At 74.8% G+C, this 25,824-nt stretch carries 20 protein-coding genes and 2 pseudogenes; 11 read left to right on the forward strand and 11 right to left on the reverse strand.

Annotation, left to right across the window (positions count from 1 at the left end; genetic code table 11):
* Positions 1-143 precede the first annotated feature (143 nt).
* Positions 144-974, forward strand: a pseudogene (locus tag ACIGW4_RS14820) (TIGR02452 family protein).
* 727 nt (positions 975-1,701) lie between these two features.
* Here the strand turns inward: ACIGW4_RS14820 and ACIGW4_RS14825 are convergent.
* The 4 genes from ACIGW4_RS14825 to ACIGW4_RS14840 form a co-directional block, all read right to left on the reverse strand.
* On the reverse strand, positions 1,702-3,120 hold the full coding sequence (locus ACIGW4_RS14825; protein WP_123456775.1) for a flotillin family protein: 1,419 nt from the start codon (positions 3,118-3,120) through the stop codon (positions 1,702-1,704).
* A gap of 82 nt (positions 3,121-3,202) precedes the next feature.
* Positions 3,203-3,433, reverse strand: coding sequence for a hypothetical protein (locus ACIGW4_RS14830; RefSeq protein ID WP_185094714.1), 231 nt, complete (start codon positions 3,431-3,433; stop codon positions 3,203-3,205).
* A 14-nt stretch (positions 3,434-3,447) separates the two neighbouring features.
* Positions 3,448-4,155 carry an alpha/beta fold hydrolase gene (locus tag ACIGW4_RS14835; RefSeq protein ID WP_123456776.1) on the reverse strand — a complete coding sequence of 236 codons (708 nt, stop codon included), beginning with the start codon at positions 4,153-4,155 and terminating at the stop codon, positions 3,448-3,450.
* An 81-nt stretch (positions 4,156-4,236) separates the two neighbouring features.
* A complete protein-coding gene (locus ACIGW4_RS14840) occupies positions 4,237-5,559 on the reverse strand; it encodes an MFS transporter (RefSeq protein WP_399580635.1) in 1,323 nt (440 codons plus the stop codon).
* A gap of 155 nt (positions 5,560-5,714) precedes the next feature.
* Between ACIGW4_RS14840 and ACIGW4_RS14845 the strand changes: the two genes are divergently transcribed.
* From ACIGW4_RS14845 to ACIGW4_RS14855, 3 genes are all read left to right on the forward strand, one after another.
* The gene (locus ACIGW4_RS14845; protein WP_398706333.1) at positions 5,715-6,749 is read left to right on the forward strand and encodes a LacI family DNA-binding transcriptional regulator; all 1,035 of its coding nucleotides are present in this window, start codon (positions 5,715-5,717) and stop codon (positions 6,747-6,749) included.
* A gap of 177 nt (positions 6,750-6,926) precedes the next feature.
* Positions 6,927-7,196, forward strand: a complete 270-nt coding sequence (locus ACIGW4_RS14850) for a hypothetical protein (protein ID WP_399580638.1) — start codon at positions 6,927-6,929, stop codon at positions 7,194-7,196.
* Positions 7,197-7,339: 143 nt separating this feature from the next.
* Positions 7,340-8,527 carry a thiolase family protein gene (locus tag ACIGW4_RS14855; RefSeq protein WP_398706335.1) on the forward strand — a complete coding sequence of 396 codons (1,188 nt, stop codon included), beginning with the start codon at positions 7,340-7,342 and terminating at the stop codon, positions 8,525-8,527.
* A 90-nt stretch (positions 8,528-8,617) separates the two neighbouring features.
* Here the strand turns inward: ACIGW4_RS14855 and trxA are convergent, their stop codons facing one another.
* Entirely contained in the window at positions 8,618-8,983 is a 366-nt protein-coding gene (gene trxA / locus ACIGW4_RS14860) for a thioredoxin (protein ID WP_123456780.1), read from the reverse strand.
* A gap of 266 nt (positions 8,984-9,249) precedes the next feature.
* A complete protein-coding gene (locus ACIGW4_RS14865) occupies positions 9,250-10,437 on the reverse strand; it encodes a spore photoproduct lyase family protein (protein ID WP_399580642.1) in 1,188 nt (395 codons plus the stop codon).
* Between ACIGW4_RS14865 and ACIGW4_RS14870 the strand changes: the two are divergent.
* Positions 10,430-10,723, forward strand: a pseudogene (locus tag ACIGW4_RS14870) (DUF3140 domain-containing protein); the annotation flags it as partial. The gene ACIGW4_RS14865 and the pseudogene ACIGW4_RS14870 overlap by 8 nt on opposite strands.
* Positions 10,724-10,788: 65 nt before the next feature.
* Here ACIGW4_RS14870 and ACIGW4_RS14875 read toward each other — a convergent pair.
* Entirely contained in the window at positions 10,789-11,517 is a 729-nt protein-coding gene (locus ACIGW4_RS14875; RefSeq protein WP_399580645.1) for a class I SAM-dependent methyltransferase, read from the reverse strand.
* A gap of 200 nt (positions 11,518-11,717) precedes the next feature.
* Here ACIGW4_RS14875 and ACIGW4_RS14880 point away from each other — a divergent pair, with 200 nt between their 5' ends.
* The 4 genes from ACIGW4_RS14880 to ACIGW4_RS14895 all read left to right on the forward strand — a co-directional run bounded on the left by ACIGW4_RS14880 (position 11,718) and on the right by ACIGW4_RS14895 (position 16,619).
* Positions 11,718-12,890 carry a polyprenyl synthetase family protein gene (locus ACIGW4_RS14880; RefSeq protein WP_399580646.1) on the forward strand — a complete coding sequence of 391 codons (1,173 nt, stop codon included), beginning with the start codon at positions 11,718-11,720 and terminating at the stop codon, positions 12,888-12,890.
* Positions 12,887-14,377 (forward strand): phytoene desaturase family protein, encoded by a 1,491-nt coding sequence (gene crtI, locus ACIGW4_RS14885; RefSeq protein WP_399580649.1) that lies wholly within the window; start codon positions 12,887-12,889, stop codon positions 14,375-14,377. The genes ACIGW4_RS14880 and crtI overlap by 4 nt, the downstream gene beginning before the upstream one ends.
* Positions 14,374-15,423: a phytoene/squalene synthase family protein gene (locus ACIGW4_RS14890; RefSeq protein WP_399580652.1), complete on the forward strand. Its 1,050-nt coding sequence runs from the start codon at positions 14,374-14,376 to the stop codon at positions 15,421-15,423. Before crtI ends, ACIGW4_RS14890 begins: the two co-directional genes overlap by 4 nt.
* A 224-nt stretch (positions 15,424-15,647) precedes the next feature.
* Entirely contained in the window at positions 15,648-16,619 is a 972-nt protein-coding gene (locus ACIGW4_RS14895) for a DUF5914 domain-containing protein (RefSeq protein WP_399580853.1), read from the forward strand.
* 114 nt (positions 16,620-16,733) lie between these two features.
* Here ACIGW4_RS14895 and ACIGW4_RS14900 read toward each other — a convergent pair whose 3' ends face one another.
* The 3 genes from ACIGW4_RS14900 to ACIGW4_RS14910 form a co-directional block, all read right to left on the reverse strand.
* Positions 16,734-18,296: an FAD-dependent oxidoreductase gene (locus tag ACIGW4_RS14900; RefSeq protein ID WP_399580654.1), complete on the reverse strand. Its 1,563-nt coding sequence runs from the start codon at positions 18,294-18,296 to the stop codon at positions 16,734-16,736.
* A gap of 18 nt (positions 18,297-18,314) precedes the next feature.
* Complete coding sequence (locus ACIGW4_RS14905; protein WP_399580656.1) at positions 18,315-19,493, reverse strand: lycopene cyclase family protein; 1,179 nt, start codon at positions 19,491-19,493, stop codon at positions 18,315-18,317.
* A 346-nt stretch (positions 19,494-19,839) separates the two neighbouring features.
* Positions 19,840-21,237 carry a glycosyltransferase gene (locus ACIGW4_RS14910; RefSeq protein ID WP_399580659.1) on the reverse strand — a complete coding sequence of 466 codons (1,398 nt, stop codon included), beginning with the start codon at positions 21,235-21,237 and terminating at the stop codon, positions 19,840-19,842.
* 225 nt (positions 21,238-21,462) lie between these two features.
* Between ACIGW4_RS14910 and ACIGW4_RS14915 the strand changes: the two genes are divergently transcribed.
* Both ACIGW4_RS14915 and ACIGW4_RS14920 read left to right on the forward strand, forming a co-directional pair.
* Positions 21,463-23,685 (forward strand): glycosyltransferase family 4 protein, encoded by a 2,223-nt coding sequence (locus tag ACIGW4_RS14915; RefSeq protein ID WP_399580662.1) that lies wholly within the window; start codon positions 21,463-21,465, stop codon positions 23,683-23,685.
* Between the two features lie 192 nt (positions 23,686-23,877).
* A complete protein-coding gene (locus tag ACIGW4_RS14920) occupies positions 23,878-24,687 on the forward strand; it encodes an anti-sigma factor domain-containing protein (RefSeq protein WP_399580665.1) in 810 nt (269 codons plus the stop codon).
* A gap of 54 nt (positions 24,688-24,741) precedes the next feature.
* On the opposite strand, the gene ACIGW4_RS14925 is transcribed toward ACIGW4_RS14920, so the two are convergent.
* Complete coding sequence (locus ACIGW4_RS14925) at positions 24,742-25,746, reverse strand: MerR family transcriptional regulator (RefSeq protein WP_399580667.1); 1,005 nt, start codon at positions 25,744-25,746, stop codon at positions 24,742-24,744.
* Positions 25,747-25,824: the final 78 nt, after the last annotated feature.

Consider the following 25,824-nt stretch of genomic DNA (forward strand, 5'->3'; position numbering starts at 1 on the left):
CCACCTAAAGCCACCACCGACCGGCGTGCAAGAGGGCCTCGCACGGCCCCCACGCGCCCCCTGTACCCCTGACCGTCCGAAATTCCCCGCAGTCCCGGAAAACCCTTTGTCTCCACCGAAACGAAACGATCATGCTGGGACACATGAGTGCACGACTGCGCGCCATCGCGCGGCAGACCGAGGAGATCGTCGCCGCGGGCCACTACCGGGCCCCCGACGGCCGGACCGTCTCCCTCGCCGAGGACCTGAAGGCCGCCCTGGCCGGAACCCGCCTCCACGGCCCCGAGCCCGTCCCGGTCACCCCGGACACCGACCGCACGCCCACCCTCGCCGTCACCCCCGAGAGCAGCCTGGCCGCGGCCCGCCGGATGACCCGGACCGACCCCGCCCGCCCGGTCGCCGTCCTGAACTTCGCCTCCGCCCGCAACCCGGGCGGCGGCTACCTCAACGGCGCCTAGGCCCAGGAGGAGGCGCTCTGCCGGTCCTCCGCCCTCCACGCCACCCTGCTGCGCGCGCCCGACTACTACGCCCACCACCGGGAGGAGCGGGACGCCTTCTACACCGACCGGGTCATCCACTCGCCCCGGGTGCCGGTCTTCCGCGACGACCGGGGCGCGCTGCTCGCCGAACCCTTCACGGTCGGTTTCCTCACCTCTCCCGCGCCCAACGCGGGCGTGGTCCGCCGCCGCACCCCCGACCTCGCGCACCGGCTGCCGGCCGCGCTCGCGTCCCGCGCCGAGCGGGTCCTGGAGACGGCGGCGGCGACCGGGTACCGGCGGCTCGTCCTCGGGGCCTGGGGGTGCGGCGTCTTCCAGAACGATCCGGCGGACGTCGCAGGCGCCTTCAAGAACCTCCTCACCGGCGACGGCCGCTTCGCCGGCCACTTCGAGGAGATCGTCTTCGCGATCCTGGACCGCGCGCAGAGCACCCCCACACTCACGGCCTTCCACCGAACCTTCGAAACCCCCACCTGACCACCACCTCCGCCGCGGGCGGTGCCCGCCCCTGCGCCCCCGTGTGTGCCTCCGCCCGCCTGGGCGGTTCCCACCCGCCGTGTGGGCAATCGTCCCGCTGGGGCGGGACGGGTGGGCACACGGGACGGCGCCCTTCAGCGGCGCCTCCGCGTTCCGCGCCTTGACCCGCACCCCGTGTGCGGCGCACCGGTGGTGACCGTTCAGGCGCGGGAGCCTCGGGCGCCGGCAGGGCGCGGGTCCGTTGTGCCCACCCGTTCCGCCCCAGCGGAACGATTGCCCACAACGGGGGCGCGGGGGTGGGAACCGCCCAGGCGGGCGCGGGCCCCACACGGGAGTACGGGAGGGCGCCGTCGCGGTGGGTGCGGGCGTCGGGCAGGGGCGGTTCGGAGTGCTCTGACGTGCGGTTCTTCCGGTCGCGTGCCAGGCTGAGGAGACACGGACCACCGTCCCACCCCCGTCACGGGAGGCACGATCGTGGGCAAGAAACAGACCCGGACGAACCGGGGAGCCCGTACCGGCGGCCATGAGCACCGCACCGAAGCGGCCGCGAAGGAGAAGAGCGCGCCGCCCCCCACGAGAACGGCACAGATGCCCTTCGTCGAGCACGCGTCCCACCGCAAGGAACGCAGGTTCGGTCACAACTGAGGTCGAGCGAGGTCGAGTGAGACCGAGCGGATGACGTGAAGGGGCCCGGTGCCGTCCGGCACCGGGCCCCTTCACGCACGGTTCACCGTCCCTCGACGACCGGGATCTCCACGCTCTCCTCGGTCCGTGCCGGCGGCACCGACAGCGCCGCCCCGCCCAGCTTCTCCTGCGCGGCCGGGCTCATCGTGGCGAGGAGCTGCCGCGCCAGGCCGAGACCGGTCCCGCCCATGGTCAGCGCCTTGGCGAAGACGTCCGCCATGCCGTCGGCTCCGTTGAGCAGCACCATCTGGTCGACGTTCCCGAAGGCGGAGGCACCCGCCGAGACGATCTCCGGCCACTTCTCGGCCAGCTGCTGCGCGACCACCGCCTCCTGGTTCTCCGCGAGCGCCGCCGCCCGCGCCTTGATGGCCTCGGCCTCCGCCAGGCCCTTCGCGCGCGTGGCCTCGGCGATCGCGAGTCCCTTGGCGTGCTGCGCCGCCGCCTCCGCCTCACCGGTGAGCCGGGTCGCCGTCGCCTTGGCCGCGCTCGCCAGCTCCGTCTCCTTCGCCTCGGCCTCGGCGGCCGAGATCCGGGCGTCACGCTCGGCCTCGGCCAGCGTCCGGGTCTCGTACGCCATCGCGTCGGCCGGCTTGCGGACCTCCGCCTGGAGCTGCTGCTCCTTGCGGAGGCCCTCCAGCTCGGCGACCCGGGTCTCCTGGACGACGACCTCCTGGCGCGAGGCGGCGTCGGCGAGCGGGCCGGCCTGCCGCGCCCGGGCGGAGGCCTGGTCCCGCTCGGCCTGGTAGCCCGCCTGGAGGATCTCGCTGTCGCGGGTCGCCTCCGACATGCGCGCCGCGGCCTGCTGCTCGGCCTCGGTCGCCCGCCGGTTCGCCTCCGCCTGCGCGATCCGCGCGTCCCGCTGGACGGCGGCCGCGTGCGGGGCGGCCAGGTTCTTGATGTACCCGGTGGGGTCCTCGATCTCGTGGATCTGCAGCGAGTCGACGATCAGACCGAGCTTCTCCATCTCCGTGCCACAGGCCGAACGCGCCTGCCCGGTCAGCTTCTCCCGGTCACGGATCATGTCCTCCACGGTCAACCCGCCGACGATGGCGCGGAGATGACCGGCGAAGACGATGTGCACCCGCTCGCTCATCAGCTTCTGCTGGTCGAGGAAGCGGCGCGCGGCGTTGGCGATCGACACGAAGTCGTCACCGACCTTGAAGATCACCACGCCGCGGACCTTGAGCGGAATGCCCTGGTGGGTGACGCACTCGACGGACAGCTGCGTCTCGTTGAGGTCCAGCGAGAGCTTCCGCACCGCCTGGACGCCGGGGAGCACGAGGGTGCCGCGACCGGTCACGATGCGGAACCCCATGCCCGCGCCGAGACCCTCGTTCTTGTGGTTGGAACCGGAGATGATCAGCGCCTCGTTGGGTTCCGCGACGCGCCACATCAGTTTGAACACACCGATCAGAACGGCGAGGGCGCCTGCGACGACTCCCGCCAGAATGCCGATGCCCATGGACAAGGTCCCCCTTCACCGGAGCCGTGCGGATCCGGTGAAGGGAGTGTGCGCCCGTGACGGGCACGGCTCAACGGTTCGGTCAATTGTCGTACGCGGCTGTGACATAGACGGTGCGTGGAGGGAGATGTTCCATGACCATCACGACCGTCCCGACCTCGATCCGCTCCTTCGGCGAGGCGGGGTGCGCGAGGAAGTGCTCGGCGCCGCCGCGGATCCGGACGATCACCTCGCCGACGAGGCCGGGGCCGACGGTGCCGGTCACGCGGCCGAGCAGTCCCACCATCGAGCTGTCCATCGACGTGTCGTCCATGGCTGAACGGTACGTCAGATCCACCCGTCCAGGGCGGACATGAACCCGTCGAAGTCGTCCCGGTGGATCGTGTGCCCGGCCCCCTTCACCGTACGGACGGCGAAGCCGCGCTCCTCCAGCATCCGGGCGTGCTCCGGCCGGACCAGCGTGCTCGGATCGGCGAGGGTGACGAGGGAGGGCACCACGGGCCGCTCCGGCCACAGGTCGGCGCCCACGAACGCCGTGAGGCCGTGGGCGCTCCGCTCGTCCCAGTCCCGTACCGATGCCATCTCGACGTCGACGTCCTCGTCGGACCAGTGCGGGTTGAACCCCTTGATCTGCTCCCGGGTCATCGACTTGCCCCGGACGAAGAGGTCGGCCCGGTAGCCGCAGGGGCCGGCCGCCAGGTGCCACGCCGGGTCGGAGTACACCGCCCGGCCCGGCGCCAGGCGCTCCACCGCCCGCGCCAGGACGAGCCCGCCGAGCGAGTGGCCGATCGCCAGCTCCGCGCCGGCCGGAAGGGATTCCACCAGGTCGTCGGCGTGGTCCTCGGGCCGGTACGCCTCCGGGCCCGCGGCCCGGTCGCTCGCCCCGTGCCCCCGCAGGTCCACGGCGATCACCCGGTAGCCGTGCTCCGCGAGGGCCGGTCCGACCCGGCGCCAGGTGCGGTGGTCGGCCATGATGCCGTGGACGAGCAGGGCGGTCCGGTCACCGGACCCCCACGTGGTCGTGTGCAGGCGCACGGTGCCGCCTCTCCTGCGGTGTTCGGACGGCACCGGCGGGGCCGGTGCCGCTGCGGACGGGGCGCGGCGGGCGCCGACGGGTCAGCGCACGCTGCGGATGGGGCGCACGGCCAGTGCGCCGAACACCGACAGTACGGCCGCGACCAGGAAGAGCGCCGTGTATCCGCCACTCAGCGACACGATGAGCGAGGCCACGAAGGGGGCGACGATCTGCGGGCCGGCGTTGGCGACGTTGAGGACGCCCATGTCCCGCGCGGCGTCCTCGGCCTTGGGCAGCACCATGGTCACCAGGGCGGTGTCGACGGCCATGTAGCAGCCGAAGCCGAGCCCGTTGACGACGGAGAAGGCCAGCATCCCGGTCCAGCTGGTCGAGAGGGCCGGGATGAGCAGCGCGAGCGCGGCGAGCGCGGCGGAGGCGCCCACGAAGAGCTTGCGGCGGTCGAACCGGTCCGAGAGCCAGCCGCCGAGGACGGTGGAGACGACCATGGCGACCGAGTTGACCGGCATGAGGATCGCCACCGCCTCCTCGGCGCTCAGCCCGGCAGGCAGGTCGGTGTGGTCCTTGAGGATGTACAGCTGGAAGCCGGCCACGGCGAAGTAGCCGAGGACGAGCAGGGCACGGCCGATGAAGGCCCAGCGGAAGTCGTGGTCCTTCAGGGCGCTGCCGAAGGCCGCGACCTGCTCCTTGACCGGCATCGGGGCCTTCGGGGGCATGCGCTCCTCGCGGGCGCAGGCGGTGAACAGCACGGCGGTGGCGGCGACGATCGCGCCGAAGACGAGGTAGCCGGTGCGGTAGTGCTCGGAGAAGGCCGCGCCGACGAGGGCGCCGACCGTGGAGCCGACGGGGAGGCCGAGGCCGACGGCGGCGGAGGCCTTGCCGCGCGCGGCCATGGGGACCCGGTCGGGGACGACGGAGGTGAGGGCCGCCTGGTAGATGTTCATGACGGCCTGGCCGAGACACCAGGCGATGGTCACCAGCAGGACCGTGTGGACGCTGCCGAGGAGCAGCATCACCGGGAGGGCGAGCAGACCGCCGGCGAGGATCCAGGGGTTGCGACGGCCCGAGCGGTCCGAGAGGGCGCCCGCGACCGGGTTGAAGACGGTGGCGAAGATCGCGGATATACCGGAGACGAGGCCGAAGTTCGCCACCTTGTCGACGGGGTCGATGGCCTCGATCTGGAGCGCGAGGAGCATGCCGGGGACGCCGATGTACAGGGCGTACATCGCGGTGTTGCCGGTGAACAGCAGGGGCAGCAGACCGCGCGTCGGCCGGGGGGCGACGGGGGCGGCGGGATCGGTGACGGCGGGACCGGGGACGCCCGCGCCGGCGGTGCCCGCGGGGCTGGAGGCGCCCGCGCTGGTGGTGCCCGTTTCGGGGCCTGTCCCGGGGGAGGAAAGGGCCACTTTGCCCTCCTGAGGAGATCGCCCGATGCGGGGGCGAGAAGCGGATGGAACGGGGAGGTGACACGTGTCAGTGACACGTGTTGGCATTGTGTAGCACCCAAATCCGGCCATCCGCCAGACCCTGCGCCGGATCGTTCTGGAAAGATGCCGGATCGATGAGCCAGCCAACCGAACACTCCCCCGAACGCCCCTCCGGGCGAGCGGTCCCCACCAGCGCCGATGTCGCGCGCCTCGCGGGCGTCTCCCGGGCCACCGTCTCGTACGTCCTGAACAACACCTCGGCCGTCCGCATCAGCGAGCCCACCCGGCAGCGGGTGCGCGAGGCGGCCGAGGAACTGGGCTACGTGCCGCACGCCGCGGCCCGCAGCCTGCGCGCGGGCCACAGCCGCATGGTGCTGATCCCGAGCTCACACGTTCCCGTCGGGCCGCTCTACAGCCAGTTCTTCAACGACTTCCAGTGGGCCCTGCGCCGCCTCGACTACACGGTCGTGCAGTACGGCAGCGTCGGCCTGGAGGCCGAGGAGGCCGCCCGCGCCTGGGCCGAGCTGCGGCCGGTGGCCGTGGTCTCCCTCGGCGAGGTCGAGCTCACCGGGCAGGGCGTCGAGATCCTCAAGCGGTCCGGGGCCCGGGCCGTGATCACCCTCGGCGCCCAGCGCGTGGAGGGCACCCACGCCCTCGTCCTGGAACAGGGGAGGGTCGGCGAGGTGGCCACCGAGCACCTCCTGGAGACCGGCCGGCGCCGGATCGGCGTCGTCGTGCCCGAGGACCCGGGCCTCGCGATGTTCTCCGGCCCCCGCCTCGACGGCGCGCGCCGTGCCGCCGAGGGCACCGGCGCCACCGTCGTGCCCCTGCCGCTGCGGTACGAGGAGGAGGCGGCGGCCGAGCTCGCCGCGCGGTGGCGCGAGCTCGGGCTCGACGGCGTCTTCGCGTACAACGACGAGTACGCCATGCTCCTGATGCGGGCGCTCCAGGACGCCGGGATCTCCGTGCCGGGGGAGACCGCGGTGGTCGGCGCGGACGATCTGCTCCTCGGCCGGCTGCTGCGGCCCCGGCTCAGCACCGTACGGATCGACATGGTGCTCGGCCGCGAGCTGGCGGAACTGGTCGACCGCGCCGTACGGGAACCGGACGCCCCGCCCGTCTCCCGCTCCCTGCTGGACTCACGGGTCGTCCGACGCGAGTCGAGCTGAGACCCGCGGCATCCGGGGGCGTCGCCGGGCGCGGGTCGAGCCGAGGCCTGCGGCACCCGGGCGTGGGCCGGACCGGGCCCGGTCTCCAAGGGCGTCGTTCGACGGAAGCCGGGCCGGACTCCGGCGCCTGGGGGGCGTCGCCCGGCGCGAGGCCGGTCCAGCGCTTAGCTTCGGTGCATGAGCACTGTTCCGAAGCGGTTCGAGATCCTGCTGGTGCCCGAGCACGTCGAGGACCGCGGCGGCGCCGCCGTCGCGGACAGCGCCGTCCGCTCGGCCGTCGTCGAGGCCACCGGACGGCACGGCGAGTCGGGCTACCCGATCTACGAGGGCCACGGCATCAGGGCCGACATCGACCCCGAGACGCGCACGGTCGAGGCGCTGCTCGTCGACGGCAGCGAGCTCGACTACGGCCTCACGGCGCTGGTCCGCCCCGCCGCACGCGACTGAGCTGTGACGTTCTCCCCGCCGTGGCCCGAATCGGCCCGTTGACAGCGAGGCCCATCGGACAGAGACTCTGCGCGCCCAAGGGGGCGAAGATTGCTTCACCAGGCGAACAGAGTCGTTCGCAGGTCACGTGGAAGAGAGAACCGATGAGCATCCGCGACGTCTACATCGTCGACGCCGTCCGCACTCCGATCGGGAAGTTCGGCGGCGCCCTCGCCTCCGTGCGCCCCGACGACCTCGCGGCCCATGTCGTCCGCGCGCTCGTCGACCGTTCGCCCGCGCTCGACCCCGCGCGCGTGGACGACGTCTACTTCGGCGACGCCAACGGCGCGGGCGAGGACAACCGCGACGTCGCGCGCATGGCCGTCCTCCTCGCCGGACTGCCCGTCACCGTCCCCGGCGTCACCGTCAACCGCCTCTGCGGCTCCGGCCTGGAGGCCGTCATACAGGCGGCCCGCGCCATCGCCCTCGGCGACGCCTCCGTGGCGATCGCGGGCGGCGTCGAGTCGATGTCCCGCGCCCCCTGGGTCCTGCAGAAGCCCGAGCGGGCCTTCCCCGCCGGCCACCAGCAGCTCCACTCCACGACCCTCGGCTGGCGCATGACGAACCCGAGGATGCCCGCCGAGTGGACGGTCGCGCTGGGCGAGGGCGCGGAGCTCGTCGCCGACAAGCACGGCGTCACCCGCGAGCAGCAGGACGCCTTCGCCCTCGCCAGCCACCGCAAGGCGGCCGAGGCCTGGGCGAAGGGGCTGTACGACGACGAGGTCGTCCCCTACCCCGGCGTGGAGCTGACCCGCGACGAGTGCATCCGCGACAACACGTCCATGGAGGTCCTCGCCAAGCTGAAGCCCGCCTTCCGCCCCGACGGCGGCACGGTCACACCGGGCAACTCCTCGCCGCTCAACGACGGCGCGGCGGCGCTGCTCCTCGTCGACGAGGACGGGCTGCGCGAGACCGGCCGGGAGCCCCTCGCCCGGATCCGCACCTCCGCGGTCACCGGCATCGAGCCCCAGCTGTTCGGCCTCGGTCCGGTCGAGGCGGTCCGCAGGGCACTGGAGAAGGCCGGGCGCTCCTTCGCGGACCTGACGACCTTCGAGCTCAACGAGGCCTTCGCGGCCCAGTCCCTCGGCTGCCTCGCGGAATGGCCGGAACTGGACCCCGAAATCGTGAATCCTCGGGGTGGAGCGGTCGCGATCGGGCACCCGCTGGGCGCGTCCGGCGCCCGGCTGGCCGGCTCGGTGGCGCACCAGCTCGCCGCGGCCGGCTCCGGCACGGGCCTCGCGGCGCTCTGCATCGGCGTCGGCCAGGGCCTCGCGCTGGTCCTGGAGCGCTGACGTCCGGCGCCCCGCGCACGGAATGCGAGGCCTGCGCGCGGCATGCGAGAGGGGTACGGGAGGTTCTCCCGTACCCCTTCTCGCGGTGGGTCACTTCTGCTGGGCTTCGGCGATGGACTTGCGGACCTCGTCCATGTCCAGCTGTCGGGCCTGTCCGATGACGTCTTCGAGTGCGGTCTCGGGCAGGGCGCCGGGCTGTGCGAAGACGGCCACGTTGTCGCGGACGATCATCAGGGTGGGGATCGAGCGGATCTCGAACGCGGCGGCCAGTTCCTGCTGTGCCTCGGTGTCGACCTTGGCGAAGACGAGGTCCTGGTGCCGCTCGGAGGCCGCTTCGAAGACGGGGGCGAACTGACGGCAGGGACCGCACCACGAAGCCCAGAAGTCGATGAGCACGAACTCGTTCCCGCTCACGATCTCGTCGAAGTTGTCCTTGGTGAGCTCTACGGTGCTCATGCTGTCTGCCTCCGACGTGCGTGAATGATGGGGTTCCGGCTGATGCCCGGGACGGCGCGGGAACGCTGGGGCGCCACGCCGAGCCTAACCCCGCGAACGCGCGAAGACTGCGTCGTGATCGGCCATCGAGCGAAACGGTGCACGGACGGTGGCGGACGGACCGAGCGCTTTCCCTCGCCGTCGTCCGGATCCCCTCCGTCCGGCAGGGGCGCCGGCACGAACTGACGGGCGGGCCGTGGGCGTTGGCCGCCCCTTCGCCGGCCGGATCAGAAGGCGTAGCGCACGCGCAGCCAGGGCGCGCGGTTCCCGATCATGCGGGAGAGGGCCTCGACGGCCTCACGCTTGACCGCCGTGCGGTACCGCACGTTCCACGCGCCGTTCTCCGATTGCTTGGGCTCCTGGAGCTCCTCCCGCCACAGCACGTCCTCGGCGCGGGGGTGCCAGCCGAGGTTGACCTCGTGCAGGCCCTGGTTGTGGGTGAGCATGATGATCTCCGCCGCGCTCTGCTCCTTCACCCGTGGCGGCAGCACGTCGTCCATCATGCGCAGCAGCTCGTCCCAGGCCTGCCGCCATCCGGGGCGGACCACGACGGGGGAGAGGTTGAAGTGCACCTCGTACCCGGCGTCCACGAAGTCCGCGGCCGCCCCGATCCTGGCGGGGACGGGGCTGGTCCGGACGTCGAGGAGGCGGGAGTCCTCGGGCGGCATGAGGGAGAACCGGATGCGGGTGCGGCCCTGGGGATCGAGCCGCAGCAGGTCGGGGTTGACCAGCTTGGTCGCGAAGGAGGCCTTGGCCGTGGGCCAGTGGCGGAAGGCGTGGACGAGGTCGGCGGTGTTGTCGCTGATCAGGTCGTCCACCGAGCAGTCGCCGTTCTCCCCGATGTCGTAGACCCAGGCCCGTTCGTCGCACTGGTTGGGTTCGGTCTTCGGGCCGGTGGCGGTGATGTGGCGCCGGAGACTGCCGAGGACGCGGTCGACGTTGGTGAACACGGTGACGGGGTTGGCGAATCCCTTGCGCCGGGGGACGTAGCAGTACGCGCAGGCCATGGCGCAGCCGTTGGACAGGCCCGGCGCGATCCAGTCGGCGGACCGTCCGTTCGGCCGGATCGCGAACGACGCGCGTTCGCCGAGGACCAGCACCTCCCGCTTGGTCCGCACCCAGCGCCGCACGTTCCCCTCGTTGCCGTGCAGGTGCGGGATGCGCCAGTGGGAGTCCGTCTCGACGAGCCGGGCGTCGGGGAAGCGCGCGATGATCTGGCGTCCCCTCCAGGAAGCGGCGGCGGCGGGTTCCGCGTGGATCTCGGTCACCCGCAGGAGCCGCCGAGCCTCCGGTCCGTCACGGAACGGGCGGTCCGCCTCCGCCGCGGTCGGCGCGGCCGCGGCCACGAGGTCCTCCACGCCGAACAGTCCCTCGGGCTGCCGCTCCGGTTCCTCGGGGCCTCGTCGCCTGCCCACTTCGCTCCACTCCGTTCCTTCGGCACCGCTCGGTTCCGCCTCCCCGGCCCGCTGCCCGGCGGCGGCACCCTCCCGCACCGGGTGCGTCGGCCGTGGTTCCGCCGCAGGAGGGTACCCGGATGCACCGGCCGGGCACGCCTCGGGCCGCGCGACCGTCGGCAGCCTGCGCAAGAACAAGGGCGACCTGCCGGACACGGACCACCGGCACACGGCGGAGGCGCACGGCCGCATCCGCCGTCACCCGGCCCAGCGGCCCTCGGGGGACGTCCGTGACACCCGGGGGCGCCGCTCCCTCATGAACCGGGGCCACGACCCCTCGGCCGACGGGCCGCGCCGACCGCCTCCGCGCCGTCAGCGCCGGGACGGGGGCATCGAGGGCCGGGTCGCCACGAACGTGTGGGTGATGCCGGTCTGCCAGCCGGGCTGGGGCAGGACGCGGACGTCCGTGAACCCCGCGCGGCGGATCCGGGCCGCGAACGCGCCCGCCGTGTCGAAGTCGAGCACGCTGCGCCACAGATGCCGGTACAGCGCCCCGTCGCCGTGGCTCCTGCCCCAGGGCAGCACCACGGCCCCCATGACCGCCGACCACAGGACGCGGTCGACGGCGCGGCCGCTCAGGGCGTACTCGTGGACGGCGAGCCGCCCGCCGGGGCGCAGCACCTCGCGCGCCCGGCCGAGGACGGCGTCGGGATCCGCGACGTTGCGGAAGAGGTAGGCGGCGAACACCGCGTCGTAGGGTCCGGTGACACCGGCCCGGGCCATGTCCTCGACCGGGGAGTGGACGAAGGTCACCCGCCCGGGCCAGGGCTTGCTCCGCGCCCGGGCGAGCATGCCGCCGGAAGCGTCGACCCCGGTGACGGAGGCGAACGGCGCGGCCCGCAGGAGGGCGGCCGTCGAGGCACCGGTGCCGCAGCCGAGGTCGAGCACGGTCCGCCCGGCACCCCGGCTCGGGAGGGCGAGACGCCGAGCCGAGCGGCGCAGGTGCCGGTGGTAGCCGGGACTGGCCGAGGTCATGCGGTCGTACGTCCCGGACGCGTGGTCGAAGGCCTCCGCGAGCTCGGTGTCTCTCAGCAGGACCATGACGGTGCCTCCGACGGGGTGAGTGCGCGTGCGCTCCGAGTGTCACGTCCGCCCGCCGACGGGCGCGGTCCGGCACGCCCTTCGGATGTCTGGTGTGGTCCGCACGGCCCAAAGGGCGGTGCATCCGCGAGGGGAGGAGGTACCGAATCACTGGCGAGCCGGGAGCCGCCCGGTTCAGGCCGCCGCCCAGGGGAGTTGCGATGCGCGTATGCGATCCGTTCGACGTCGACCGGGACGTGCGCGCGACCGTCGGGGAGTGCCTCGGTCACCTGCTGGAGCGGAGGCTGGAGGAGGCCGAGGCCATCGATCCCGTCTTCGCGGCCGACATCGCCGACCGCGTGGCCCGCTTCTCGCTGACCGGCGGCAGACGGCTGCGCGCGGCGTTCCTGTGGTGGGCGATGCGGGGCTGCGGGGGCGGCGTCTCCGAGACGCCCAGGGCCCTGGGGGTCGCGGCGGCGCTGGAGCTGATCCAGACCTGCGCCCTCATCCACGACGACGTCATGGACGGCTCACCGCTGCGACGGGGACGTCCCGCCGTGCACGTCGGCATAGACGACCAGTACGGGACGGCGGGACGCGCGTCGCCGTGCGGCACGTTCGGCGGGGCGGCCGCGGTGCTCGCGGGGGACCTGGCCCTCGCCTGGGCCGACGACGCGTTCGCGGAGGCCGTGCGCGGGGCACCGGCGGAGGGCCGGGCGGCGGACGTCTGGCGGGCGATGCGCACGGAGATGGTGGCCGGCCAGTACCTCGACCTGCACGGCCAGGTCACGAACGCCACGTCGGCGGCCCGGGCGGTGCGTTCCGCCGTGCTCAAGACCGCCAGGTACACCGTGGCCCACCCCCTGGCGCTGGGCGCGGTGCTCGCGGACGCGCCCGAGGAGACCGTACGCCGTCTGCGCGCCGCCGGACGATCGGCGGGGCTGGCGTTCCAGCTCCACGACGACCTGCGAGGAGCCTTCGGGGATCCGGCGTCGACCGGGAAACCGGTCGGTGAGGACCTCCGGGACGGCAAGGCGACCTATCTGCTGGCCGTCGCACGGGACCTGTGCGCGCGCGACCGCGACCACGCGGGACTGCGGCTCCTGGACGAGGTGGTGGGCTCGCCGCGCGCCCGGGCGGAGGACGTGGAGCGCGTGCTGGAGCTTCTCGACGCCTGCGGCGCGCGCGAGCTGGTCTCCCGGCGTGTGCGGGAGCTGTGCGACCGCGGGGTCGACGAGGTCCGGGAAGCCGGCCTGTCACGGGACGCGGCGGACCGGATCGGCGGACTGCTGCGCGCCGCCTGCGGCCCGGGCACCGCCGGACGGCCGGTGCCGGTGGCGCCCACGGCCGTGCGCGACACCGCCGGCCCCGTTCTGATCGGAGAAGCCCGTTGAAGACCCTGACCGGTCCTACGGACCATGTCGTCGTCGTGGGGGCGGGCCTCGCCGGCCTGGCCGCCGCGCTGCACCTGGCGGGCGCGGGCAGGCGGGTGACCGTGGTGGAACGGGACACGGTGCCGGGCGGCCGGGCGGGACGGCTGCACCTCGGCGTCTACCGGGTGGACACCGGGCCGACCGTCCTCACCATGCCGGACGTCCTCGACGAGGCGTTCCGGGCCGTGGGGGACTCGCTGGCCGACCGCGTCGACCTCGTACCCCTGCATCCCGCGTACCGCGCGCTCTTCGCCGACGGCAGCCGCCTCGACGTGCACACGGACGCCGAGGCCATGGAGGCCGAGGTCGCCGCCTTCGCGGGCGCCGGGGAGGCGCTGGGATACCGCAGACTGCGCCGCTGGCTCCAGGAGCTGTACGCCGTGCAGATGCGGCGCTTCATCGACGCCAACTTCGACTCCCCGCTGCGCCTGCTCCACCCGGACCTGGCACGGCTCGCCGCGCTCGGCGGATTCGGGCGCCTCGACCGGGCCGTCGGACGGTTCCTCTCCGACGAGCGGTTGCGCCGGGTCTTCTCCTTCCAGGCCCTGTACGCCGGGGTCGCCCCGTCCCGCGCACTGGCCGCGTACGCCGTGATCGCCTACATGGACACGGTCGCCGGGGTCCACTTCCCGCGCGGCGGGATGCACACGGTCCCGGTGGCCATGGCGGAAGCGGCGGCCCGGGCGGGCGTGGAGTTCCGGTACGGCGAGTCGGTCACCCGGCTGGAGCGCGCCGGCCGGCGCGTGACCGCAGTGGTCACCGAGCACGACCGGATCGCCTGCGACGCGATCGTCCTCACCCCCGAACTGCCGGCTTCCTACCGGCTCCTGGGACGGTCCCCGCGGCGCCCCGTCCGGCTGCGGCACGCGCCGAGCGCGGTGGTGCTGCACATCGGCACGGACCGTACCTGGCCCCAACTGGAGCACCACACCCTGTCCTTCGGACGGTCCTGGAACACCGTGTTCGGAGAACTGATCGACGAGGGACGGCTGATGACCGACCCCTCGCTGCTCATCACCCGGCCCACCGCTACCGACCCGTCCCTGGCACCGGCGGGACGGCACCTGCACTACGTCCTGGCGCCGTGTCCCAACACCGCCGTCGGCCCCGGGGCCGCCCACTGGGGCGAACTCGGACCGCGCTACCGCGACGAGCTGGTACGGGAACTGGAGCGCCGGGGGCTGGCCGGACTCGGAGCCTCCGTCCAGGAGGAGAGCCTGGTGACGCCCGCGGAGTGGACGGCCCTGGGACACGCGGCCGGAACCCCTTTCTCCGTGTCCCACACCTTCGCCCAGACCGGCCCCTTCCGGCCGCGGAACCTCGTGGCCGGCACGGAGAACGCCGTCCTGGCCGGCTGCGGCACCACCCCGGGCGTCGGCGTGCCGACCGTGCTGATCTCCGGGAAGCTCGCCGCGGCCCGCGTGACGGGGAAGGGGCGGCCGGAATGACGGCACGGGAGCTCGACGCGGCGGGCATCACCGATCCGTCGCTGCGGGCGGCCTACACCACGGGACGCCGGCTCAACGCCCGGCACGGCAAGACCTACTTCCTCGCCACGCGGCTGCTGCCGGTGGACCGGCGCGCCGCCGTCCACGCCCTCTACGGCTTCGCCCGGCACGCGGACGACATCGTCGACGACCTGGGGGCCACGGCCTCCACGGCCGAACGCCGTCTTGCCCTCGACGCGCTGGAGCAGCAGTGGCTGCGTGCCGTGCGGGGAGAGGAGACCGACGAACCCGTGGTGCGGGCGGCGGCCGACACACGGGCGCGGTACGGCATCCCGGCCCGTCACTTCACCGACTTCCTCGCGTCCATGCGCAGCGACCTGTGGGTCGAGGAGTACCCGACCTACGCCGACCTGACCGCCTACATGCACGGGTCGGCCGCCGTCATCGGGCTGCAGATGACGGCGGTGCTCGGCACCGTGGTGCCCCGGGCGGAGGCGGAGCCGTACGCCGCCGCGCTCGGGGTGGCCTTCCAGCTGACGAACTTCCTCCGGGATGTGGGCGAGGACCTCGACCGGGGGCGGGTGTACCTGCCCCTCGACCTGCTGGCGGCGCACGGGGTGGACCGGGAGCTGCTGCTCTGGAGCAGGCGCACCGGGCTCCGGGACGCGCGGATCACCTCGGCGCTGCGCACGGCCGCGGCCCTGACCCGGGACGTCTACCGAACGGCCGAGCCGGGGATCGGGCGACTGGACCCCGTGTCGGCGCCGTGCGTGCGCACGGCCTTCGTCCTGTACCGCGACATCCTGGCGGCGATCGAGGAGGACGGTTACGCGGTCGTGCACCGCAGGTCCGTCGTGGGACGGCGCCGGAGGGCGGCCGTGGCACTGCGCGGTCTGGCCGGGGCACTCGCCGCGCGCACCGCCGCCCGGCGCTCGGGCCGGGCCGCCCACGCAGGGAACGGCACCGGCGGGACGCACGACGGGGCGGCCGTCGCGACGACGGACGAGGAAGTGCTGACGGCGGGTCAGGGAAAGGACGGGACGTGAACACGGAGAACGGGACGCACGGCGGGCGGGACGGGTGGACGAGGGCCGGGCAGGACGGGGGCGGGACCGGCGGACAGAACCGGCGGAACGGGCGGAACCCCGGCGGACCGGTCGCCGGGAAGTCCGGCGGGCGGGTCGGACGGCGGGGCGGCGGACCGGCCGAGCGGACTCCCGCCGGGCCCGCCGGGCCCGCCGGGCGCCCGGAGCGGAGGGCGGTACTGCCGCTGCGGCTGCGCCGGAACGCCGTCGCCTGGGAACGCCAGCGCCCCACCTGGCAGGACGCCCGACCCGCGGGCATCGCGGAGGCACTCGACCGGGCCCGGGCCCGCCCCACGGGGAACTGGTTCGTCGTCGGCGCCGCCTCGGACCTGACGGCCCGCGGGCCGCTCGGCCGGACCGTCGCCGGCACCGAGATCGTGCTGTGGCGCGACGAGGACGGCGAGCCCCACGCGGGGCCCGGGGCCTGCCCGCACCTCGGCGCCCCGCTCAGGGACGGCACGGTGCGGTGCGGCCGGCTGATCTGCCACTGGCACGGCCTCGCCCTCGACGGCGCGCCGTTCGCCGGGTGGTCGCCGTGGCCGGTGCACGACGACGGGGTCCTGCTGTGGGTACGGCTCGACCGGGTCGGCGGCGAGCCGCCGACCGAGCGCCCCGCCGTGCCGGCCCGGCCGCGAGCGGGCGGGGCGGTCGCCGCGGTGTACACCGGCGTGGGCGGCTGCGAACCGGAGGACGTGGTCGCGAACCGCCTCGACCCCTGGCACGGCGCCTGGCTGCACCCGTACTCGTTCGTGGACCTGACCGTCCTGGACGCTCCCGGCGACGGCGACACCGACGACGTCCTGCTGGTGGACGTGTCGTTCAAGGTGGCCGGACGGGTCGTGGTCCCGGTGCGCGCGGCCTTCGAGGCGCCGGACCCGCGCACCGTCGTCATGCGCGTCGTGGCCGGTGAGGGAGAGGGCTCGGTGGTGGAGACGCACGCGACCCCGCTCACCCCGCCCGGCGCCCGGCGCCCGAGGACCGCCGTGGTGGAGGCCGTCGTCGCCGGCTCGGACCGGCGGGGGTTCGCGCTGGCCCGCGCGCTCGCCCCGCTGCTGCGGCCCGCCATGCGGGCCACCGCCGGTCGGCTGTGGCGGGACGACCTCGCGTACGCCGAACGCCGCTTCGTCCTGCGCAGGGACGGCCGTTTCCCCGGCTGAGCCGCTCGGAGGACCGGTCGGCCGTTTCCCCGGCTGAGCCGCTCGGAGGACCGTCGGCCGAGCCGGGGCGCCGGGACCGGCCGTGCCCGGCGCAGGCCTGGCGGCGTTCGTCCGTCAGCCCTCGCCGAAGTGGCGGGCCAGGAGCCGCAGGAGTCCGGACCGGCCCCGGTCGGGAACGGTCCACAGCGTCTGCCCGCGCAGACCCCAGCGCCGTAGGTGGGCGTTGGCCGCCAGGAAGCCGGTGGTGGCGGCCCGTTCCATGAGGGCGACCGGGAGGTCGGTGCGGACCAGGTCGCCGGCGACGGTGACGGTCGGGTCGGGGGTGTCGACGGTGGGCCGGTCCGCGCCGCCGCCGACCGCGAAGAGCGGGCAGTCCTGCCGCCACTCGTCCCGCCGGTCGACGACGCGCGCGGCGGACGTCTCCGGATAGACGCGGCGCAGCTGCTCGGACAGGGTGCGGGAGAGCACCTCCGGGGGAGTGGCCGGATCGGCGGCATAGGCGTGGAGTTCGAGTACGGATCCGCCCGTCTTCGCCGCCCAGCGCGCGGCCTCGCCCTCCCACGCGTCGAGCACGCTGATGTTGTCCAGGGGCCCGTAACCACTGGTGCCGAGGAAGCCGGGCCGGTGGGCGGCGACGGGGCGGTCGAGCCAGATCCGGGACACGAGGAAGGGCGGCGCGGTGCGGAGCCGGCCGATCCGGGCGCGCCACGCCCCGTCGCCCAGGTGGGGAGAGGCGGCCGTGAGGGTCCGCAGCCCCGCGGTGTCCAGGGCCAGGACGACCGCGTCGGCGTGTTCGGAGGCCGCCCGCGCGGTGTCGATCAGATGGCCTCCCCGCGGGTCGGGACGAAGGCCGGTCACGGCGGTGCCCGTACGGATGTCGACGCCGTGGCCCTCGAGGTAGCGGCCGAGGGGGTCCCACAGCGCCTGCGGGTAGGGCTCGTCCGGCACGTCGAAGAGGAGCCCCTCCGACGAGCCGAGGAAGTAGATGTGGAACATCAGGGCGAGTTCGGCGGCGGACAGTTCGGCCGGATCGGCGAAGAAGCTCCGGGAGAAGACCTCGAAGGCGAGGTGGCGCGCCGCCGCGGGGAAGCGGATGCGGTCGAGCAGTTCCAGGGCGCTGACGTCGTCGTAGCGGCGGTGGATCTCGGGCACCCGCACGTCGAGCAGGGGGAGCGCGGCCCGGGGGTTCATCCGCGCCAGGTCCCGCACGCCGAAGCTCGGGCTGAGCGCGGTGAAGCCCACGGCGCTCCACGGCGGCGTCCTCGGCACCCGGGCGAAGCTGTCGTGCAGCCCGGAGCTGTGCCGCAACGGATAGTCGGGCAGCGGGCGGAGCCCGTCGAGTCCGGGGTCGACCCGCCGCAGGAGGCCGCGCAGGTTGTAGTACTGGCGGAAGAACGCGTGGAAACCGCGGCTCATGGTGACGGCGGAGCCGTCCGCGAGCTCGGTGGGCCAGCCCGCCAGCCGGCCGCCGAGGGCCGTCTCCCGCTCGTACAGGGTGACGCGGACGCCCCGCTCGGCCAGTGCCGTCGCGGCGGCGATGCCCGCGATGCCGCCGCCGACGACCGCGCACCGGGGCCGGGGGCCTTCGGCGGCGGGCCGTCCCGGGGGCGCGGGGAGGACGACGGCCTTGCGATCGCGGCCGCGACGGGCGGCCGGTGCGCGGTCGTGGGCGCTCATGGGGATTCTCCTCGGAGTTCACGGTCGGGTGCGGCGGGCGAGCAGGGGCAGCTCGGCGGCGGTGCGGAGCATGGCGGACACGGGGGTGCGCAGGCCGATGGCGAACTCCTCGACGGGGCGGGTCGTGCCGTCGAGGAAGCGCAGCAGGCGGGCGGCGGGCACGTGGTCGAAGAGCCGGGTGAAGAAGGCGGGCCCGTCGATGCGGCCGGTGTCGAGCCCGCGCAGCAGGACGGCGTCCATGGCGAGGAGCCTCGCGGGATGGGCGGGCGGCGGCACGGGCGTGCGGCCCCTGTGCACGGCGTCCGCCACCGCGCGGGACTGCCGTTGGATCGCGGCGAAGGCGTACCCCGTCGAGGGGCGCACGGCCCCGCCGGCCGCGCCGATGCGGAAGACGTGCCGACCCGGCCGGCGGTCGTACCTGCCGTCGGTCATGGGGATGGCCCCCTGCTCCGTGGCCGTCACCCGGTACGGTCCCAGGCCGAGCACGCGCTCCGCGTAGTGGCGCAGCGCCTCGTCGTACGACGACCGGGGAAGGGGCGCCCGGCCGAACTCGGTGTACTCCACGAGCGCTTCGTGCCGACCGAGGGGCAGGACGTACCCGAAGGAGAGTCCGTGCTCGGGCTGGGGCGTGCGGAAGTCCATCAGCTCGACGGTCTCGGGGGTGAACGCGGGGCGCTCGCAGCGGACGAACCAGCCCCGGAAGTGCTGGAGCAGCGCCACCCGCGCGGGCGGCGGTACGGAGGGGGGACGAGAGTCGTAGACCCAGCGGGCGCGCAGGGTGCGCACGGCGCCGTCCGAGGTGCGGCAGACCACCTCGGCGCCGTCCGGCCGGTCGGCGACGCGCTCGACGACGGCCTCGATCCTGCGCACTCCGGCCAGGCGCGCCCGCAGCCCCCGCTCGAAGGCGGAGGAGCGCAACATCTTGTAGCGCAGCCCGCCGAGGTCGCGGGCGGGACCGCCGCCGTCGGGGGCGCGGACCCGGAGCCGTCGCCAACTCGCCGTGAGCAGCGGGTCGTAGTCGCCCGCTCCGGCCTCCCAGAAGCACCAGGTGCGTTCGGGAGGCCGCAGGCCGGCGGGCGCCTCGACGAGGACCACCTCCGGGGCCCGGACACCGGGCGGCGGGGCGAGCAGCCGCCAGGCCAGCGAGAGACCGGCGGCTCCCGCGCCGACGACGACGATGTCGCTGCTGTGCGTCATGGTTCGCGGCCCGCTCCGTTCTCGACGTCGGGCGGGCGGCCGGCCGGCCCCGCCCCGGTACACCCGCCACAGGCGGAGGACCGTCCGCACCAGGCTTCCCCCGCGCGGCTCCCCACGGATGCAGCCGCGCCGTGGCGGCGCGCCGAATTCGCCGTCGCCAGCCGTCCCGGCCGTGTGACGGCGCATCGCAGGGAGCACCGGGCGCGCCTCGGCCCGGTGCGACCGCCGGCGCCGGAACGCGGCGCGCGACGCGGTCACCACCCCGGGCGGTCGCGCGCCGGACCGTCCTCCGCGGGTGCCGTGGACGAGGGCCGCGACCGGACCCCGGAGGTCCGGCGCGGAGCGCTCACGCGTGCTCCCCGGCGGATCGCGCCGGTGTGCGGGAGGGATCGGTTCCGTCCGGCCGCTCCCGCATCGCGCGCAGGAGCCGCCGGGCCGCCCAGTCGGGCCCCCGTCCGGACAGGGCCGCCGTCCAGCGGCCCAAACCCCGGGGCCTCTCCCGCAGAAGGCGCCGCACCGCGGCGCCCGCCCCGGCCCCGGTCAGACGCACCGGGTTGAGACAGACGCCCACCTGGGCCCGCTCGGCGTCGTGGGCGATGGAGAACTGGTCGCTGGAGAAGGGCAGCACGAGGGCCGGGACGCCCGAGGCGACGCACTCGGTGAACGAGTTGTTGCCGCCGTGGTGGACCATCGCGTCCACGTGCCCGAGCAGCCGGCGTTGGGGGACGGTGCGCGCGATGTGCACCCTGGGTCCTGCCAGGTGTGCCAGGGCTTCCACCCCGTCGCCCGCCGCGACCACGACCGCGGCGTCCGGCACCTCGGAGAGGATTCCGCGGACCACGGTCTCCAGGACGTCGTCCCGGGCCGACAGGAACGTGCCGAGGGCCACCAGGACGACGTGCCGGGCCCGCGCCCGCAGCGCGCCGAGGATCTTCTCCCAGCCGTCCTCCCAGCCGCTGTCCGGGCCGTACGGCTCCCGGACGACGCAGTGTCCGCCGTACACGTACCGGGGCCCCGGCCCCTTCCGCTCCGGTAGCCAGGGGAACGGCGGGTAGTTGAACACGACCGCCCGCCGGGACGCGAGGGCGAAGGCCCGGCCCGGTGCCTCGCGCTCCGGAGCGTGCCGCCGCGCCACCCGCGCGAACTCGCGGGTGAACGCCCTCTCGGTGGCCCGGGCGGCCCTCCGGAGCTCCGCCAGCTCGTCGTCCCCGGGGCGGGTCGCCGAGGGCCACGCGTACGGGACGCCGAAAAGCGCCTCCGGAGCGTGCGGAAGATACGTCGGGTGGCCGGGGCAGAAGGTCGCGAACGGAAGCCCCAGACAGTGCAGGGCCAGCGTCACCGGATAGCTGAGCTGGTCGACCACGTACCAGTCCGGGGCGAGACGCTCGTGCAGCGCCCGCATCCCGGCCAGCACGAGATCCGGATCGGACAGCATGTCCTCGCGGCGGTGCCGGGACTGGGCGAGGAGCGCGGCGACAGCCCCTTCGCGGGTCGAGGCGAGGAACTCCTCGAGCCGTGCCGCCTCCCGGTCGCCCTGCGCGGTGCTCCGGGCGACGCCCGTGTTGGCGTTCCGCGTCACGGTGAGCGGGACGAAGCGCGCCCCCGCCGCCCGGGCCAGGGGAGCGAAGGGCCGGCCGCAGGCCAGGTACGCCTCCGCGCCCGCCCGCGCCAGCGAGCCCGCCAGGACCGACATCGGCTGTGCGTGGGAGTGGAACGGGGGACTGACCACCACGACGCGTGCCATGCCTGCCTCCTGTCGGACGGGGACCGCACCGAGCCCCTCACACCGCCTGGATTCCCCCGGGGGACGTCGGACGGATGCGGGATGCACGGCGAAGGAGCGGGGCCCCGCGGCCCGCGGACCGGCCCGCGCGCCACGAAGGGGACGGTGCGCGGCCCCGTGCCGCATCCACGAGTCGCGACACGGGCGAAACACAACAGGTCGCGCCCTTCGTCACCAGGAGTCCTCATGAACCGTCCAGGTCCGGACGTCCCGACCCCGGCGGAACGCCGTCCGAGCGCGCCGGGCCGTCCCGAGGAGCCGGATCCCTTCGTGGCGGCCCGGCAGCGCTACTGGCACGCGGTCCGCGCGGGCCGTCACGCGCCACCGGTCCGGCGGAGCCCGGCGGCCGGTGGTCTGCTGGCCGAGCTGGTCGAGGCGGAGTACGCGCTGTTCGACCCGCCGCGGGCCCGCCCCGGATCGGCCTCCGTCCACGACGTCGCCCTCGCCCGGCTGCGCAGCGGGATACGGACGGGAGACGTCCCCTCGCCCGAGACGTGCGTCCGGTCGATCGCCGGAGGCGCCCACGCGAGGAGCGCCGTGGCGGCGGTCTGGCCGGACAGCCTGCGGCGGCACGGGGTCCACCGGGCGACCGCCGCCCTCCGCGGCGGCCTGTCGCGCGGCCGCGACCCGGAGACGACGTCGTTCCTGCTCGATCTGGCCGCCGTCGGACGCCTTCTGCCCCTGCCGGTGGAGGACCTCGCACGCTTCGCCCGCGGCCCGCACCGGCGGGTCCGGCACGCCGCGTGGCGCCTGCTCGTCTCCGCCGGGCACGAGGTGCCCGAGCCGGCGTCCGCCACGGGGGAGCACGACGCCTACGAGCGGTTGCTCCTGGACGCCCTGCGCCACCCGGGTGCGGCCGGGGCCGGAACGACGGGCGGGCGTCCCGGCGTCCTCGTCGCCCAGGCCATGCTGATGGGCAGCCTGGACCGGCCGGGAGAGGGACTGAGCGGCGGGCTGGGCGTCCTCCTCGGCGCGCTCGGCGACTCCCTCGCCCGCACCGACGGCATCGCGGGAGTCGTCACCGCGGTCACCGCGTGCCGACCGGAACTCGAAGCCGACCCGGTGCTGCTGCGCCGGCGGTCGCCCGGCCACTGGATCCTGAGGCTGCCGGTCGACAGCGACCGCCCGCCGGGCCCCGAGGACACGGGAGACCACCGCGAGGAGACGGCGTGGTGGGCGGCCCGGCTTCTCGGCTCCCTGCGACCCCGGGTCGACGTCCTGCACGTCCGCTACTCCGACGACGGCTCCCTCGCCCTCGCCGAAGCCGCCCGGAGGATCGGCGCCCGCCTGGTCTTCACCGCCACTCCCGACCCGCACCGGCAGATGACCGAGCGCCACGGCGCACCGGGTGCGGATCCCGCCGCCGTCCGGCACGATCTGCACCGGGTGTTCCTGGGGGACTGCCTGGCCGCACGGGCCGACCGGGTGGTCGGCATCGCGGGACGCGACGGCGGAGCGGCCGAACTGCTGTCCCACTTTCCCCAGCTGGCCGGGGGCCGGGGGACCGCCGGCATCGGCGCACCGCCCGAGGGCATCGCGCCGTACCGGCCCGGGCCCGGCGTCGATGTCCGCCGCCGACGGCTGGTCGAGCCGATCTCGGCCGCCCTGGAGGACGCCCGCGTGCCGGCGCCGACCGTGCTGTTGAGCGTCGGACGGCTGCATCCCGTGAAGCAGCAGGACGTCCTGGTCCGTGCCTGGATCGAGTCCGGCTGCCACGAGGAATCGCTCCTCGTCCTCGTGGGCGGGAGCCCGGGGACGCCGGGGCCGGCGGAGGACCGCGTGCGCACCGATGTCGAGGAGGCCCTCGCCTCCTGTCCCGACGCCAGGAACCGGATCCTCATGCTGCCCGCCCTGTCCAACTCCGATGTGCGGCTGCTCGAACGGACCCTCGCCGATCCGGCGAGCGGAATCCGGGCACGGTACGTCTGCCCGAGTGCCAAGGAGGAATTCGGGCTGGCGGTCCTGGAGGCCATGGACGCCGGAATGCTCGTCGCGGGCCCCCTGCGCGGCGGAGTTCCGCACTACCTCGTCGACGGGCACAACGGCCTGCTGATCGACACCTCTTCCGTGCGGTCGCTCGGCGCCGGTCTGACACGTCTGGTGGGGACGGACGACCGGCGCGCCGCGGAACTCGCCCGCAGGGCGAGGCTGCTGGTCAGGAGTTCCTATTCGGTGGGGGCCATGGCCCGCGCGCTCGGCGACCACTACCGCGACACGGCCGACCGAGAGGAGGACGCGTGCGAGGGTGCTCCACCGATCCCGGTGTCCCTCTCCGGGACGGCGGCGCCGCCCCGGCGCGGCGGAACACGGGAGACCCCGGGGCCTTCGCCGCGCTCGTCGACGTCCGGCCCGGGGACCGGGCGGCGGTCCACAGGACCGGTGCACCGACCGTCCTCCACCGCGTGGTGAGCAGTGCCCGGGTGGACGGGGAACGCCTTCCCCCAGCCGCCTTCGCCGGGACGGGCGGACCGGTGCCGACGCTTCCCCACCCGGCTGCCGCCGTACGACCCGACGCCGGCGGCCACCGGAAGACCCCCGTCGTCACGGCGGTTCCCCCGCGGTCCGCCGACAGGAAGGCCGAAGGCTCCCCGGGAGGCGGACATGGCCGGACACCTCGGCGCCGATGAACTCATCGACCTCGTGCTCGCGCCGGACGGCCCGCTTCCCCCGCGGGCACGAGAACACCTCGACCGGTGCCCGCGCTGCCGTCGTGAACTCGACGAGCTGCGCGCGGTGGTGCGCGCGGCACGGGCGGTGGCGACCGAGGACGTCCTGGCGCCCCCGCCCGATCGGGTGTGGCGGGCCATCGCCGCCGAACTGGACCTCGGCGCGGCGCATCGCGGCGGGCCGTCGGACCCGCACCCGGCCGACCCGCGGAAGAAGCGCCGTGACGAGGAGCCGACACCGGCGGGCACCGCACGCGACCGGCCGCCCGGCACCGGACTCCCGCCCCGGCGCCGACGGACGTGGCCGTCCCGCCGGGCCCTCCTGCCGGCCGCCGTGTGTCTGGCCGTGGGGGCCGCGGTCGGAAGCTCCGTGACCTGGTGGCAGCTCGACGACGACCGGCCGGGAGTCGCCGCCGCGCCGCTCAGCCGGCTCACCTCCCCGGGAACGCCGGCCGTCACCGGTACGGCGCAGGTGGTCGGGGGGCCCGGCACCGGGCGCGAGGTGCGGGTGTCCGTCAGCGGGCTGCCCAAGACCGACGGGTACTTCGAGGTGTGGCTCATGGACCGGAGCCATCGGAAGCTCATCGCCGTCGGGACACTGGGACCCGACGGCGGCGCGACCCTGCCCCTCCCCGAGGGCGTCGACCTGTCCGGCTACCCGGTGATCGACGTCTCGGCGCAGCGGTACGACGGGAACCCGGCCCATTCCGGCGAGAGCGTCGCCCGGGGCGACCTCGACGGATAGCCGGACCGGGCGGGGCGGGACCGGGGCGTCCGCCGCTTCGCCGGACGGTGCCGCTCACCCCTCGCCGGGGCGGGCGGCCTCCCCGTACACACCGGAGATCACGTCGAGCGCCTCCCGCAGGCCTCCGGGCCTCAGCAGGCCGCCGCCGGGGGCGGGTCCCGCCCAGCCGGGGCCCGCCAGCAGGACGAGGGGGTTCGTCCGGGCGCCCCGGGTCCCGAACGCCGTGCCGGCCACGTGCCGTGCCAACGCCTGGCTCGCCGTCGAGCGCGCCTGCGACCACAGCACGACCACCGCGGGGCCCGACCGGCGTACCGCCGCGTCCAGGGCTTCGGCGGGAACCGCGCCGCCGAACATCCTGAGGGGCAGCCCCCGTTCGGCCAGACCGGCGGCGAGCGCCTCCAGCGGCAGGGTGTGGGACTCCGAGGGCATGCACGCCAGCAGTACGGGGGGCTGCTTCGCCGCTGAGGGCGCGGTGACCGTCGCGCGCCGCAGGGCGGTCGACACCTGCCACGACAGCAGGTGTTCCACCTCCACGTAACGGTCGGCCGACGACTCCCACTTGCGTCCGACGGCGTGCAGGGTGGGGACCATCACCTCCTCCCACGCCGTGACGAGGCCGTGGTCCCGGACGACCTGGTCCAGCAGTGCCTCCATCGACGGCGCGTCGAGCCGGACCGCCGCCCGGGCCAGACCGCGGCACTCCTGACGCACGTCACCGAGCGGCAGCCCGTTGCCCGAGCCGGGCTGACGTCCGTCCGTACGGGGGGCGTCCCAGGGCTCCGTGGCGGAAGGCGGGGTTTCGTCGCCCGCCGCGGAGGGGCTGCTCCCGAGGACCACGCGCGCGGCCTCGCCGGGAGGCACGCCGGTCGCCGTCAGGCGGCACATCTCCTCGAGAAGGGCGATGTCCTGCGGCATCCACCGCCGGTGCCGCCCGCTCCTCCGGACGGCGGGGCCGATTCCGTAACGCTGCTCCCAGGAACGCACCGTGGTCGGAGAGACGCCGAGGCGACGGGCGACGGCGCCGGTGGTGATGCCGTGGGCGGCTTCGACTTCGGACATGTCGTCCACCATAGGACGCGACAACGACGCGAGAGGCTCTTCGATGCACTCGGGGCACAGGGGCGCGTGCGGCGCCGG

The sequence above is a fragment of the Streptomyces sp. NPDC053513 genome (genome assembly GCF_044544765.1).
Classification (GTDB): Bacteria; Actinomycetota; Actinomycetes; order Streptomycetales; family Streptomycetaceae; genus Streptomyces; species Streptomyces litmocidini.